Raw genomic sequence first — 14,274 nt, forward strand, 5'->3', positions numbered from 1 at the left:
CTCCTGGCGGTTTTACCGCTAGGGGTGAATTTTTTTGAGCGATACACATTGCAGAAGATGGTCTTGGTTCTAACCCGATTATTTCTTGGCAACCGCACTCTTGAAAGTTGCTCCAGCAGAGAATTTGGGCACGGTTGACGCAGCAATCGAAAGTTTCTCGCCCGTCCTGGGATTCTTGCCTTCACGGGCAGCGCGTTGAGTTGCTTTGAACGAACCAAAACCGGGCAGCGTCACATCATCACCGTCGCTCACGGTTTCAACGATGGTATCCAGCACGGCGCTCAAGGCACGACCCGCATCGGCCTTGGTTAAGTTGGTGCGGATGGCAATCTGCTCAATCAGTTCGGTCTTGTTCATCGCTCAAAATACTCCTGTTGGTTGGAAAGCCTGCAGTATAGCCGTTTAGCTTTGTTGCCAGCATGAAAGCAGATGAGGAAATACTAAGGTGCCATTATGGAACCAATTGGACTATAATGGGCTTTTAACTGGAGATTTTCATGTCTGTGAACGTAAAGTTATCAGAGAATCTGATCGCTCAAGCCAAGCGTTATGCACAAATTGAACATCGGTCGGTACCCAAGCAAATCGAATACTGGTCGCAGATTGGCAGAATCGCCGAAGAAAATCCCGATTTACCGTTTAGCGTGATTCGCGACATCTTGCTCGCTGATCAGGAGGAACCTGTCGGCGAATATAAGTTCGGCTGATGCGACTGCTTGTTACCCCTACGTTCGAGCGTGCGGTAAAAAAACTACATTCCCAGCGGAAATCCGAGCTGGATGAGGCAGTACGTACTGTCGCCGACAACCCTGAGTGTGGTGAAGCAAAGGTGGGAGATCTGCAAGGCATTCGAGTCTACAAGTTCCGTTCATCGAACCAGTTATGCATATTGGCCTACCGTATTCTAGATGAGAAAAACTTGAGACTGCTGACCTTTGGTCCTCACGAGAATTTTTATCGCGATCTCAAGCGGCAAGACAAGTAATATTCAAAAATGATTGACGTCCTCCCCGGCATGAATGCGCCAATTCTCCACAGGCTAACAAGGCTATTTTTGCCCATCCCCTCGAATATGCTGATCTCCGCATATCCTCGAAAAGGTAAAAATTAGGAAATGCTTATAGACATCCATCGATGGCGACGGTTTACCTATGGTGTTATCCCTACCGACTGCCAAAGAAATTCATAGGAAACCTGTGCGCGGTGTTGAGCTTTAGCCTGCTGTGCTTCGTCGTGTTCGTATGTATGCAGCAAGAATTTCACCTGTTCCAATCCTTCCGGCGTTCCAATCGCCTCACGCGGCGTTCTTTCGGTTCGCTCCCCTCGCCAATGTTGAAACGCAGCTTAGGCCAGATACAGAGCAGCGAACTGAGGAAGCATTCGCTGGTGTGTCTTGTACTTCGTTACAACGTAGTTACAGTTTGCTGTAACTGAGGCTGGTCAACTGAGCTTCTTACTACTCTTCCAAGCTCCGGTCTTTAGGCCGGGGTAGCTGACAAACAAGAGTAAGTTTTTTGCTCTACATGGTCAATTTAGGTAGTCAAAAACTACATAGCCAATTTAGATTGGATTTTGCATTATTGGCCAGGTAGCCTATAATAGGCTAAGATGGCTATACACAAAAAAGCTAAGGTATGGAGACAAAGAAGAAAGTAGACAATACGGATGCCCCATTCAAGGTGGCCAGAATCTACATGCGGGTAAGCACGGACGCACAGGACCTGGCCCGGCAAGAGGCCATCGCCACGTCGGCCAAGGCAGCGGGTTTCTACGTTGCCGGTATCTACCGCGAAAAAGCTTCTGGCGCTCGGGCGGATCGCGTCGAGCTGCTGCGAATGATCAACGATCTGCAACCTGGTGAAGCTGTGGTGGCCGAAAAAATCGATCGCATCAGCCGCTTGCCCCTGGAAGATGCCGAAAAGTTGGTGGCATCAATCCGCGCAAAGGGTGCGCGGCTGTCGGTACCCGGTATCATCGACCTGAGCGAACTGGCGGTCGGCACACAGGGTGTTGCCCGCATCGTTCTTGAGTCCGTGCAAGATATGCTCCTGAAGCTGGCTTTGCAAATAGCTCATGACGACTATGAAGACCGGCGCGAACGTCAGCGCCAGGGCATCGAACTGGCGAAGGCTGCGGGCCGGTACGCCGGTCGCAAAACCGATACGTCCATGCACGAACGCATCGCGGCACTGCGAGCGGGCGGCAACAGCATTGCGGAAACCGCGAAGCTGGCCGGATGCAGCAAAAGCCAGGTCAAAAGAGTGTGGGCGATGCGTGGTTAGAACAGTTCACTTTAGGTATGGACGAACGGACGCGGATCGAGCTATTGGAACAAGGTGGCTGCCGTGGCCAAGACTTCATCCATGATCTCCGCTGGCAGCGTGCCAACCTTGCGACCATTGCGAGCGGACAGATCGATGGCACGAGGCTGATCGCATCGCACGATACCCGTAGTCTTGATGCCGCTGATCGGCACCGCGAAACCGACACGGTGGGAAAATCCGCCACCATTGGTGATGGGCAGGACAACAGGGCATCGGGTCAGCCGGTTGAAGGCTTCCGACGACACGACCAGCACCGGTCGATGGCCGCGCTGTTCATGGCCCGCTGTTGGTTCCAGATCGACGAGGTAAATATCGCCACGCTTCATCAAATCAGCTCTTTTCCAACTGCCGGGGCGTCGATCCATTCGCGTTCTTCCTCCGACAGAGGATATGCGCCGGATGCTTCGGCTTCGGCCAGCAGATCGGCCAGCGTGTAGCGTGGGCGGAGCTTGGGATCGACCACCAGGCGACCATCAACGATGGCTACGCCAACCGTATCACCGGCTTGCAAATGCAGCAGGTCGAGGATCGTCGGAGGGACGGATAACATGATCGATCCGCCGACCTTGCGGAGATTCGTTGTGTGCATGGTAAATACTCCCTTCGTTAGGTTATACTTAAATATAACATTTTGACCAAATCCCTGCTAAACATTTTTAGCGACTAAAAAGTATATTCCAATCCAGAAATGAGCGTGGTCGCGGGTCACGTCTGCGACATTGGTGAGGCCGCGAAAGCAGCCATCCCGTTTGAGAGAGTGAGTATAACGACGTACCCGAACCGTTGCGGCTGCGGCGGGAATCGACATCGGTTCGGCAAGCCATTTTGTGGCGGTGTCGCCGGATCGTGACGATGAACCGGTCCAGGAGTTTAAAAGTTTCACCGAAGACCTGGAGGAGTTGGCGGACTGGCTGGTGTGCTGCGGCGTGGATACGGTAGCAATGGAATCGACGAGTATATTTAGTAAACTGTCACAGTAATCTCATGAGCTTCTTGGTGGCAGGCCTGGACAGTGTGTTATGCAGCACATCCATCTCGTGTTGACGCCGGTTGAAAACTGACCAGATAAGCCCATTTGTACCGGTTGAATTTTGACCAGGTAATCCACGTACCCTGCTTAATTTCTAAGCAGGAGCAAACAGGGGTGATTACCATGGTTATATATGCAAAGATTCGACGGATGTTTTATCGTGAACATCTCACTATCAGTGAGATCCAGCGGCGGACAAGTCTGTCGCGCAACACCATCAAGAAATGGCTGCAAGAGCCCGGCGGATCTGAGCCCAAGTATCAAAGGGCCAAGACTACCGGCAAGCTGACTCCGTTTGAACCCAGGCTGCTGCTGGCGCTGGAAGCTGATTCGCATCGCCCGAAGCGAGATCGGCGCACTGCTTTGATGCTGTTCGAGGCAATGCAGAAGGAAGGCTTCACTGGCGGCTATACCATCGTCACTGATTTCATCCGCAATCGGCGCAGCCACGCTGCCACAGTTACCGGCAAATCTGCTTTTGTGCCGCTCAAGTTCGAGTTCGGCGAAGCATTTCAGTTTGACTGGAGCGAGGAGTGGCTGGTAATTGGCGGCATCCATCGCAAGATTTTGGCGGCTCACACCAAGCTATGCGCCAGCCGTGCATTCATGCTATCGGGCTATCCGATGCAAAGCCACGAGATGTTGTTCGATGCGCATACCCGAGCTTTTACAGCTTTTGACGGTGTTACCAAGCGCGGCATTTACGACAACATGAAGACCGCTGTGGACAAGGTTTCCAAAGGCAATGGTCGCATCGTCAACACGCGCTTCTTCGCCATGACGGCGCACTACTTGTTTGATCCGGATTTCTGCAACATTGCTTCTGGCTGGGAAAAGGGAATCGTCGAGAAGAACGTGCAGGATACCCGCCGTCGTGTCTGGATCGAAGCCAAACAGCAACAGTTCAGTTCATTCACGGAGCTCAACATCTGGCTAGAAGCACGTTGCCGCGCCCTGTGGTCGGAAGTGCAGCATCCGCACTCAGCAGACATTACCGTCGCCGATGCGCTCGAACAGGAACAGATGCATTTGATGCCGATGCCAACCCCATTCGATGGCTATGTCGAGGTGCTGGCGCGTGTTTCCAGTACGTGTCTGGTTACGGTGCAGCGCAATCGCTATTCCGTTCCCTGCCATCTGGCCAACCACAAAGTGGCGATCCATCTCTATCCTGACCGGATCGAGGTGTCTTCCGAGAATGCGATCGTTGCCTGCCATACGCGTCTGCTGGATTGTGATCAAATCAGCTACAACTGGCAACACTACATTCCGCTAATCGAGAAGAAGCCCGGCGCGCTGCGCAACGGCGCACCATTCGCCGAATTGCCAGCTCCTTTCGCACAACTACAAACTGCGTTACGACGACGTGAACGGCAGCAGGGTGACAGAACCATGGCCAAGGTACTTGCCGCTGTTCCATTGCATGGCCTGGAGGCGGTTCTGGTTGCGGTCGAACTGGTACTGGAATCAGGTGTGACTAGCGCCGAACATGTGCTGAACGTGCTGGCACGCCTTAATCAGTCACAAATTCCAGCGCAGGTAGAAACCAGCCTTAAACTCACCGAGGAACCGCTGGCGGATACTGCCCGCTATGACAGCCTGAATGCACAGGAGGTGTCCCATGTCTGACATTACCACCCAGCTCAAGGCGCTCAAGTTACATGGCATGGCAGAATGCTACACTGAACTGCAAAGCCAAGGAGTGTCAGGTGCAACCGCTTCGCTGGATTCGTCGGTATGGCTACTCCGTCTTTTGCTGGAAGCCGAATCCACCGATCGGGGAATCCGCTCTATCCGCTATCAGATAAACGCTGCCAAATTTCCTGTTCATCGTAATTTGCCAGGCTTCGACTTCAGTCAATCCAAAGTGGATGAATCATTAATCAGCCGGCTCGCCACGATGGAATTTACCGATGCTGCACAGAATCTGGTGCTGGTCGGTGGAACCGGTACCGGCAAGACCCATCTGGCAACCGCAATCGGTGTCTCAGGCATTCAGTATCACGGCAAAAGGGTGCGCTTCTACTCTACCGTGGATTTGGCTAATATGCTGGAGCAAGAGAAGGCCACTGGCAAACAGGGAAGGTTGGCACTGAGCTTGATGCAGATGGATCTGGTCATTCTGGACGAGCTTGGCTATTTGCCGTTCTCGCAGGCTGGCGGGGCTTTGTTGTTCCACTTACTCTCCAAGCTCTATGAGCGAACCAGTGTCATCATTACCACCAATCTCACCTTCTCGGAATGGAGCAGCGTGTTCATTGATGCCAAGCTGACCACCGCGTTACTAGATCGACTGACTCATCATTGCCACATCATCGAAACCGGCAACGAGTCATTCCGTTTCAAGCAAAGCAGCGCAATCGCCAAGGATCGAATCCAGTTGCGGGAGAAAGCGAAACGATCTTTGGCAATGGAAGAGACAGAACCATTCATGAAACATGAAAATCAGCCGCCACATGGCTGTCGGTCAGCAATCATTCAACCTGAACAGGAGCTCAAAACCAACTGCAGTCTGGTCGACTTATCCACAGCTGTGTAGTACGCTACACAGCTATAACACCTGGTCAATTTTAAACCGGCACAGATGGTCAGTTTTCAACCGGCGCCAACATATATTGGATGGAATACGCACACGGACTTGGTTCGTACCCGACAGAATCCTAAATAATCCACTGGTTTTGTCGTAGTTATTATTCTCATCTTTATAGAAAGGATGCCGAAAAATGGCTATGGTTTTCTGCAGAAATTGTCGCAAAGAAATAAAAAAAACCGCAAATATATGCACATATTGCAAAACATCGTTGTTTAGTAAAAAACATGAGAATCCAGCCATCCCGGATGGCATTAAAGGCTGGTCTTGGGGGGCTTTTATCTTTAATGGAATTTGGGCGATAGGAAATCGGACTTGGGTTGGATTATTATCATTTATTCCTATTGTAGGTATTATTATGTGTGTAATACTCGGTATTAAAGGTCGGGAATGGGCTTGGAGAAACAAGGAATGGGAAAGCATCGAACATTTTAATCGTGTTCAAAAGAAATGGTCATTCTGGGGAGGGGTACTTATCATTACCGTCATATCTCTAGATATCGCAAGTGCCTTTCTAGTAATCCCTGCATATCAAGATTACGTACAGCAAGCAAAAAACAACATGAACTTAAATCAGAATTATAAATAAAGTTAGAAGGATGCTCTAAAGCGCCCTTCTTCTGGCGGTTATGGCAAACGTTAGGTTACTTGCACATGTCTGATGCGCCGTATCAATTTGCCAACTATCTGACCGTGATTGTCGATTTGCTTGGCCATCGAAATCTCTATCAGAAAATTGCAGATATTCCCGAAGACGAGAGCACTGAACTACCCGAGTTCACATCTCAGGTTATTAAATTCATTCAATCAATCGAATATCTGAAAAAAGACGTAGAGGAGTATTTCACCTGCCACGATTCGTTTCAGTCGGAACCGCCGTGGCCTGAGGAATTACGCGAATTTAAGGAGAAAATGGCCAAAAGAATCTGCAAAATTCAGCGGTTCTCCGATGGCTTGGTAATTTTTGTGCCACTTAGGCAAGACGAATCTCATTTTCCAATTGGGTCGGTTTATAAAGCCTTGGGAGCGGCAGCAATGCTTCTCCTCATGTCATTAGCTAAAGGGTCTCCAATTCGCGGAGGAATCGCGATTGGCAGCGGCATCGAGCTTGATGAAGGTGAACTATTCGGGCCAGTTGTTGGGCGCGCTCACGAAGCTGAAAGCCAACTTGCACAGTACCCCAGAATCGTCGTTCATCCATCCGTAGCGGAGTACGTTGCTAAGCATGCTTCGATTGACAACCCTAAAACTAACGAAGGGAAGTATCTCAAGCGTATGGGGGAAATCTGTACGGGAATGATCGCCCATGATGTTGATGGCATTCCCATTATAGTGGCCCCCGATTTTCAGACAATAAATTAAGGTGGTAACCTGCTGCAATTGAGGAGCAGGTTATGAGCGAAACGAAGCGCAAGAATTTTAGTGGCGAGTTCAAGGCCAAGGTGGCACTTGAAGCGGTCCGTGGCATCAAGACGGTTAACGAAATTGGCCAGGAGTTTGGGGTTCATCCGACACAGGTTGGTATGTGGAAGAAGGAGCTGCAAGAGCAGGCATCCAGCCTGTTTGATTCCAAGCGCGGTCCAAAGCCTGCCGACCCGTCAGCTAGCCCGGAGCGCCTGTGTTCCGAGATCGGGCGGTTGAAGATGGAACTGGACTGGCTCAAAAAAAAGTCCGGGATCAGCCAGTAGAAAACCGCAAGCAATGGGTCAGCGCCATCGAACCACTGGCGCTGACTCGGCAATGCGAACTGGCGGGAGTTAACCGCTCCACGGTCTATGCGCCGCACATGGCCGCAAAACCGGACGAGCAGGAATTGGTACTGCTGGGACTGATTGACGCCGAATACACACGTCATCCGTTTTACGGCAGCCGCAAGATCAAGCATTATCTGCGTGGTTTAGGTTACAAGATCAACCGCAAGCGCGTACAGAGGTTGATGGGCATACTGGGCCTTGCCGGCATGGCGCCGGGGCCGAATACCAGCCGCCCGCACCCGCAGCACAAAGTTTATCCGTACCTGCTCAGAGGCGTGAATGTGATCCGCCCCAATCAGGTATGGAGTACGGACATCACATACATCCGCTTGGCACGCGGGTTCGTGTACTTGGTGGCCGTGATCGACTGGTACTCGCGTAAAGTGCTGTCGTGGCGGTTATCGAATACGCTGGATAGCGGATTCTGTGTGGACTGCCTGGAGCAGGCATTGCAGACATATGGAACGCCCGAGATATTCAACACCGATCAGGGCTGCCAGTTCACCAGCGAAGCTTTTACTGGTGTGCTGTTAAAAAAAGAAATCGCCATCAGCATGGACGGGCGTGGCCGGGCACTGGATAACATCTTTGTGGAACGGCTCTGGCGCAGCGTCAAACACGAGGACGTGTATCTGAAAGGTTACGCCACGATGCCTGAATTGCTGATAGGTCTGACAGAATACTTTGTGCTTTACAACACAGAAAGACCGCACCAATCGCTGGGCTACGACACGCCAGATCAGGTATACCGTACAGCGAGTGGTGGCGGAGCAAGGATTGTGGACAAATATAGTGAGAAAGAAAAATCTCACACAGAAGTAGAAACAAAAAAAGAAACCGAAAACCGGGGCAGCGCCGTTCCGCTGCATGAAGAAGGTTACCCTCTTAAACTCGATACATTATTGTCTTGACGGAGGGGTCCACTATACATACTACATTATCTTGGTGACGTGTTGTGGGATGGAATTCTTGGCCCCGACGGTTCTCTCCTTCTTGAAAAGGCTCGCGAGTTCGCTGCATCACAACTCGAAAAGCATCAGAACGCCGGAAACAGCAAGTTGGCAATTCGCTATTTACTGCTTTCCAGCTATTTAAATGAAAATGGGCCAGTGCCATCCAGTAAGAAGTAACCTAACTCAGGCGTGATGTTTCAAAAGGAAGCGTATGGAAGAAGTCAAAGTTTTATGGCTCCAATTCAATGAGTATTCCAACAAGCTAGCAAATGCGCTCGGTAGAACAGGCAACATTGTTGGCGAGTATGCTGAATATCTCGCACATCAGTATTATGGCGGCAGCCTGATCGAAATATGCGGAGCTGGTGCAGATATAAGAACTGAAGATGGAACACTGTATCAAGTTAAGTCTCGGAAAATTAAAGGTACGCCAACAACTCAATTAAACGTCATCCGTTCATGGAATTTTCATTACCTTGTAATAATACTGTTCGATGCAAACGGCGGGATAAAACGGGCACTTGAAGCTCCAGTCGAAATTGCCAGAGAATACGGGGTGAAAAACATTCATCAAAATGGGTGGGTTATTACAACAACACAAAGGTTTTTAAATGATAGGCGGTTAAAGGATATTACGGCTCCGCTAAGCAGCGCACCCCGCAAACCTGTTGCAATCAGCAGGTTTGACTCAACTCACCCTGAAAATGTCTGAAATAGACACTTTTGGCACCGACATTGACGGTACTTTCATATTGAAAGTGGTTTTTAAAAGACTTTTGGTATCTCAGCCCTTCGATGCGAGGCCGAATTTTAGAGATAATTGCATAGCGTTTGTAAGCCTTAGCCGAGCTCCAACTTTTGTGCACCACTCTTTGCCAATGGTGATATCGTAATGACAGATTTAATCAATGAACCCAATGCCCACCGGCTAATATTCGGTCTCCGTGACACAGGGTATAACGTCAAGACCGCCGCTGCGGACATCATCGATAACTCCATTGCCGCAAAAGCGGACAAGATTAATGTTGAGATTATCCTGCGCAATGATGGACGAAAATTGGTCTACTTTGGTGATAACGGAGAGGGCATGGATCCCAAAGGCATCTTTGGCGCCATGCGTTATGGAGCAGCTGTTCGTGGAAATCCCGAAAGCCTTGGCAAATTTGGTCTAGGACTAAAAACTGCATCAAGTTCGGTATGCCTCAAGTACACCCTGATTTCACGCAACTCTCCTGATCAGGCACTGGCAAAACTTGCTTGGGATCTCGATCATGTCGCCAAGGAAGAACAGTGGGAGATGCTTCAAGAGCCGGTGACCCAGGATGAGCGCGATATGTTTGATGAGTTGTGCGGTGAAACGGGGACTCTTGTTGTCTGGGAGAAATGCGACAGAATCCTCAACAAGGATTATGTAGCCGGAGGCACGCAAGAGAAAGGTGCGATCAACAGGCTTGCCGAAAGTCTGTCCAAGCACATTTCATTGGTCTACCACCGTTTCCTCGATAAGTCCGATGGGCGTGAGCGCAACATTGATATTGTCATCAACCAGATGCCTGTCGAACCATGGAACCCCTTCTATCCAGCATGCTCCGCACAGGTTCTTTCTGAAAGTAAACAAAAGCTACTTGTAGAATTGCCGGATGGCTCGGAGGAAACAGCAAACATCCGGGCGTGGATCCTGCCGCACCGCAATGATATGACTAAGGAAGAGGAAAAGACGCATGCGCGTATATCAAACCGGGCACAGGGATTTTACGTCTATCGCGAGGGGCGCCTGATTCAGGACGGGAGCTGGATGGAGGTATTCGGAGCACCCGAGCCGCATACATCCCTGCTGCGTATCGAATTCGACTTCGGCTACGAGCTTGACGATGCATTCCGGATTGACGTGAAGAAGTCCCGCATTCTCTTCCATCCGGATCTTGAGGACGGCCTACGTGTGCTGCTTCAGCCTGTCTATCGTGAAGCGGGGATTCGGTATCGCCGACAGAACCGTGAACACGCAAACACCCACAATATCGACCACACCAGCGCTAACAAAAATATTGCGGATACAGGCAATGCGAGTAAGCCCATGGTGACCTCGGTAGATCCAATTACGCAAACTGCCATTGTTGCTAACAACATGGGTCCCAAGATCCGGCTCAAACTACCTGTCGAGAGCAATGTGGGTGCCGATACTGTCTATGTTGAGGCTGTTGAAAGCATTAACTCCGGTGAGTTGTGGCAGCCGGCTTTCCGCAGCGCCGGGGTCAGCGGCCATGTACCCGCAGTGTTGTTGAACAAGCATCACGATTTCTACCAGAAAATCTACCAGCGGGCAGCGGGGAATGGTTTTGCGGTTGAGGGCATGGATCTGCTTTTGTGGGCGTTTGCCGTTGCAGAGCAGAACAATACGAATCCGGAGATGGAGCCGATTTTCGAGGACATACGCAATGAGATTTCAAATAATCTCAGGAAGCTTCTACGCAATATTTCGGATCCCGAACCGGGTGAGTTGATCGCTGAAGAAAACGAGTGAGATGATCGCCGCGAAGAAAAAGCTGATTCTGCGTGAGCTCGAGGAAGGAACAGGTGCAGCAATTGCCGCAACGGTTGACCATAGCGGTCTTCGGACCGGCCTGCGAATCTGGTTCAGCGATCTGGATGAACGGCACGGCCCCGTTGCAGATATTCACCCATACGGACTGAGAGGACATCGGGTCGAGCTCACGTTCGGAGATTATTCAGGTGCTGTTCTCGGACAGATTCGAAATGCATCGCCTGAGGATGTCCAACTGGCCCGTGCATTGGTGGCTTCGATCCGTGAAGACATCCGAATCGAGGTGTCAGGACAAGACCTTCCCGAACAAAGACTTTTCGATTGGGACGTGGCAGATGGCACATTCAAGATGACGGCAACGATCCGTGATCAGGTGAAGCCGCTCGAAGATGCCGCGTTGATTGATATCTGTCACGACGTTATCGTACCGATGATGGCCGCCATGGCTGAGCTCATTGGGTACGATGTCATCGAAGAGCCGGAGCATGGCGAGGAGTCAGCCTTTGAAGGAGCCATTTTGCAGTCAGTCGTGAAGCGCCGCGAACGTAACCCGCGAAACCGGCTGCTTTGTATCCGCATACATGGAGAAAAGTGTGCGGCCTGCGGTGAAGCGCCGCTGCTGAAATATGGTGTGGCAGGGTCGATCATCGAGGTCCATCACCTCGAACCATTGGCATCACTTGCTGCACCTCGTTCTTATGATCCTCGCACTGATCTGGTGCCGCTTTGCCCGAGTTGTCACCGCGCAATCCATACGAGGCGTCCGGTTCCGTTTGGCATTGAGGAACTCAGGGCAATGATAGAGGCTAGCCGTGGATGATCTCCCTGGTCTGCCGGTGACCTTCGAGGCACTTCGGTCGTGCTTGCCCGAGGGATTCGCGCTCTCTGAGCGCGTAATTGACCCGGTTATTGTTATCGACAGGATCGACAAATGTATCGTAGCGCGCCTTGCAGGTGTCCGTATGCTGAGGGGAGTTCAAAACATCTGCCAGGCTCCCGATAATTCGCACGCCTGGGTAGTGGATGGAACGACAATCCGGCCGCTTCCACGGGATGCAGCCAAAATTTTTGTCGAGATGTTGCGCGGGGCTGACCCGGACAATCTATCCTACAGCGACGCAATTAGCCTGATTCGAAACGTGGGTGCCGAAATGCGGGCAGAGCCGGCCGAGGCATTCCTTAAGGCCGGACGGATAGCCGCGGACGACCTTGAGGGAGAAATTGCCATACCAGGACTAACCGCGAACCTTTTTCCATATCAGGCGCGCGGTGTCCGATGGATGTGGGAGACCATCAGCCATACGGGAGGTCTGATACTTGCCGATGAAATGGGACTGGGTAAGACTTTACAGGTCATTGCGTTGTTGCTGATGGACCCGCCAAAGGCAGACGCCCCAGCCCTAATTGTTTGCCCCACAAGTCTGATAGCCAACTGGACGCGGGAATTTACGCGATTTGCAGAAGGCATGACTGTGATGGTGCACCGGGGTCCACATAGGGCTGGAATCTATCGGGAATTACAAAAGGCAAGTGTTGTAATTACCACATATGACACGATGGTCAATGATATATCGATTTTCTCCTCGTTCGAGTGGTCTTGGGTAATCTGCGACGAGGCCCAAGCAATCAAAAATCCAGAATCGAACCGACGTCAGTCCATTGTGACTATTCCGCGCCGTCGAGCCGTCCCGATGACCGGCACACCTGTTGAAAACAGTCTCCTAGATTTGTGGTCGCTGGCGGATTTTGCCATTCCGAATCTGCTGGGTTCGCGACAAGAGTTTGAAGCTAAGTATCCGGATACCATTGAGGCGGCTCAGGAACTCGGGCTGCTAACAGATCCTGTGATTCTCAAGCGAAGGGTGGCCGACGTAGCCGGTGACTTGCCCGAAAGAATTGACATCGATATTCCGCTTGAACTGGACGAACAGCTTGCCGATCACTATTTGCAAGTCCGCGAAACCACTATGGCCGAGTACCCTGTTGCAGGAGCGTTGGTGGCAACTCTTCAGCTACAACTGGTTTGCGCTCACCCTTGGCTTCGTCGCAAGGCCCAAATCGATCCGGAAGGAGATGACGCGGGAGTTGTACCCTCGAACACTTATCCCCTGATAACCCCAAAGATGGAGCGGGCAGTGGCACTTCTCCAGGAGGCATTTTTCAACGGACGGAAGGTCATCGTTTTCGCGATCTTCAACAGAATCGGCGATCTCCTGAGAGAAGCGTTTTCCAGCTTTCCTGACGCTTATTGGAGCGCAATTAATGGCTCGACTCCGCAAGATGAGCGTCAGCCAATCATTGACGGGTTTTCAGCTCATGAGGGGCCTGGATGTTTGGTCTTGAATCCCAAAGCTATTGGAGCCGGCGTGAACATTACCGCAGCAACAGCGGTGATCCATTTCACGCCTGTCTGGAATCCGGCGTTGGAGGTTCAGGCAAGTGCAAGAGCTCACCGTCGAGGCCAGACGCAGCCGGTTACAATCTATCGCCTTTTCTACAAAGATACCGTGGAAGAGGTAATGATTGGGCGTTCCCTGTGGAAGAGTGAACTGGCTAATGAAAGCATTCCGGTATCGTCGCGGGATGCAACCGACCTTAAGCGGGCGTTAGAAATTGCACCGAGGAAACAATGACGAAGAAGACCTTCAGTAAGACGTTGAGCGCCAACGATGTGGGTGCAACCGGAGCCCACCAAGGTGGAATCCTCATACCAAAATCGGAAGCAGAGCTGCTTTCATTCCTGCCTCTTCTCGACCCCGCAATCAAAAATCCGGATGCGTGGATCGAATGTATTGATGAGGTCGGGAGCCTGAGGCGGTTCCGGTTTGTGTACTACAACAACAAACTGCATGACCCAAAAGGGACGCGAAACGAGTATCGCATCACTTACATGACTCGCTATTTCCGGGAAATGTTTGCGAGCGAGGGCGATACCTTTGAAATCTCCCGGATAGACGGGAAGGCCCGCTACGCCATCAGGGTCATACACCTGTTGGCAGATTCTACCGAGCCGAAAGAACCAGATTCAGTATTCCGGATCAAGATATCTTCGGGGTGGCGGCGGGTTCACTGAAAGATTTG

General features: G+C 51.2%; 16 protein-coding genes and 1 pseudogene. 13 read left to right on the forward strand and 4 right to left on the reverse strand.

Features of this window, described 5'->3' with window-relative positions; genetic code table 11:
• Positions 1-78: 78 nt before the first annotated feature.
• Entirely contained in the window at positions 79-357 is a 279-nt protein-coding gene (locus IPG31_00700) for an HU family DNA-binding protein (GenBank protein ID MBK6616942.1), read from the reverse strand.
• Between the two features lie 140 nt (positions 358-497).
• Between IPG31_00700 and IPG31_00705 the strand changes: the two genes are divergently transcribed.
• The 3 genes from IPG31_00705 (at position 498) to IPG31_00715 (ending at position 2,282) form a co-directional block, all read left to right on the forward strand.
• Entirely contained in the window at positions 498-707 is a 210-nt protein-coding gene (locus IPG31_00705; GenBank protein ID MBK6616943.1) for a hypothetical protein, read from the forward strand.
• Entirely contained in the window at positions 707-985 is a 279-nt protein-coding gene (locus IPG31_00710) for a type II toxin-antitoxin system RelE/ParE family toxin (GenBank protein MBK6616944.1), read from the forward strand. The genes IPG31_00705 and IPG31_00710 overlap by 1 nt, the downstream gene beginning before the upstream one ends.
• Positions 986-1,694: 709 nt before the next feature.
• Complete coding sequence (locus IPG31_00715) at positions 1,695-2,282, forward strand: recombinase family protein (protein ID MBK6616945.1); 588 nt, start codon at positions 1,695-1,697, stop codon at positions 2,280-2,282.
• 41 nt (positions 2,283-2,323) lie between these two features.
• On the opposite strand, the gene IPG31_00720 is transcribed toward IPG31_00715, so the two are convergent.
• Together IPG31_00720 and IPG31_00725 are read right to left on the reverse strand one after the other, a co-directional pair.
• On the reverse strand, positions 2,324-2,650 hold the full coding sequence (locus tag IPG31_00720; GenBank protein ID MBK6616946.1) for a type II toxin-antitoxin system PemK/MazF family toxin: 327 nt from the start codon (positions 2,648-2,650) through the stop codon (positions 2,324-2,326).
• On the reverse strand, positions 2,650-2,913 hold the full coding sequence (locus tag IPG31_00725; GenBank protein MBK6616947.1) for an antitoxin: 264 nt from the start codon (positions 2,911-2,913) through the stop codon (positions 2,650-2,652). Before IPG31_00725 ends, IPG31_00720 begins: the two co-directional genes overlap by 1 nt.
• 555 nt (positions 2,914-3,468) lie before the next feature.
• Between IPG31_00725 and IPG31_00730 the strand changes: the two genes are divergently transcribed.
• From IPG31_00730 to IPG31_00765, 8 genes and pseudogenes are all read left to right on the forward strand, one after another.
• The gene (locus IPG31_00730) at positions 3,469-4,983 is read left to right on the forward strand and encodes an IS21 family transposase (protein MBK6616948.1); all 1,515 of its coding nucleotides are present in this window, start codon (positions 3,469-3,471) and stop codon (positions 4,981-4,983) included.
• Positions 4,976-5,893, forward strand: coding sequence for an ATP-binding protein (locus IPG31_00735; protein ID MBK6616949.1), 918 nt, complete (start codon positions 4,976-4,978; stop codon positions 5,891-5,893). Before IPG31_00730 ends, IPG31_00735 begins: the two co-directional genes overlap by 8 nt.
• A 184-nt stretch (positions 5,894-6,077) precedes the next feature.
• Positions 6,078-6,533: a zinc ribbon domain-containing protein gene (locus IPG31_00740; GenBank protein ID MBK6616950.1), complete on the forward strand. Its 456-nt coding sequence runs from the start codon at positions 6,078-6,080 to the stop codon at positions 6,531-6,533.
• Positions 6,534-6,598: 65 nt separating this feature from the next.
• Positions 6,599-7,306, forward strand: a complete 708-nt coding sequence (locus IPG31_00745; protein MBK6616951.1) for a hypothetical protein — start codon at positions 6,599-6,601, stop codon at positions 7,304-7,306.
• A 32-nt stretch (positions 7,307-7,338) separates the two neighbouring features.
• Positions 7,339-8,489, forward strand: a pseudogene (locus IPG31_00750) (IS3 family transposase).
• Positions 8,490-8,862: 373 nt separating this feature from the next.
• Entirely contained in the window at positions 8,863-9,363 is a 501-nt protein-coding gene (locus IPG31_00755; GenBank protein ID MBK6616952.1) for a hypothetical protein, read from the forward strand.
• Positions 9,364-9,543: 180 nt separating this feature from the next.
• On the forward strand, positions 9,544-11,172 hold the full coding sequence (locus IPG31_00760) for an ATP-binding protein (GenBank protein MBK6616953.1): 1,629 nt from the start codon (positions 9,544-9,546) through the stop codon (positions 11,170-11,172).
• 1 nt (position 11,173) lies between these two features.
• Positions 11,174-12,013, forward strand: coding sequence for an HNH endonuclease (locus IPG31_00765; GenBank protein MBK6616954.1), 840 nt, complete (start codon positions 11,174-11,176; stop codon positions 12,011-12,013).
• On the opposite strand, the gene IPG31_00770 is transcribed toward IPG31_00765, so the two are convergent.
• Positions 12,000-12,203, reverse strand: a complete 204-nt coding sequence (locus IPG31_00770) for a hypothetical protein (protein MBK6616955.1) — start codon at positions 12,201-12,203, stop codon at positions 12,000-12,002. The genes IPG31_00765 and IPG31_00770 overlap by 14 nt on opposite strands.
• Between IPG31_00770 and IPG31_00775 the strand changes: the two genes are divergently transcribed.
• Positions 12,156-13,826, forward strand: coding sequence for a DEAD/DEAH box helicase (locus IPG31_00775; GenBank protein MBK6616956.1), 1,671 nt, complete (start codon positions 12,156-12,158; stop codon positions 13,824-13,826). The two genes, IPG31_00770 and IPG31_00775, sit on opposite strands and share 48 nt — an antisense overlap.
• Positions 13,823-14,266, forward strand: a complete 444-nt coding sequence (locus tag IPG31_00780) for a restriction endonuclease (protein ID MBK6616957.1) — start codon at positions 13,823-13,825, stop codon at positions 14,264-14,266. Before IPG31_00775 ends, IPG31_00780 begins: the two co-directional genes overlap by 4 nt.
• Positions 14,267-14,274: the final 8 nt, after the last annotated feature.

The organism is Nitrosomonas sp., from assembly GCA_016703745.1.
In the GTDB taxonomy this organism is placed as follows: Bacteria; Pseudomonadota; Gammaproteobacteria; order Burkholderiales; family Nitrosomonadaceae; genus Nitrosomonas.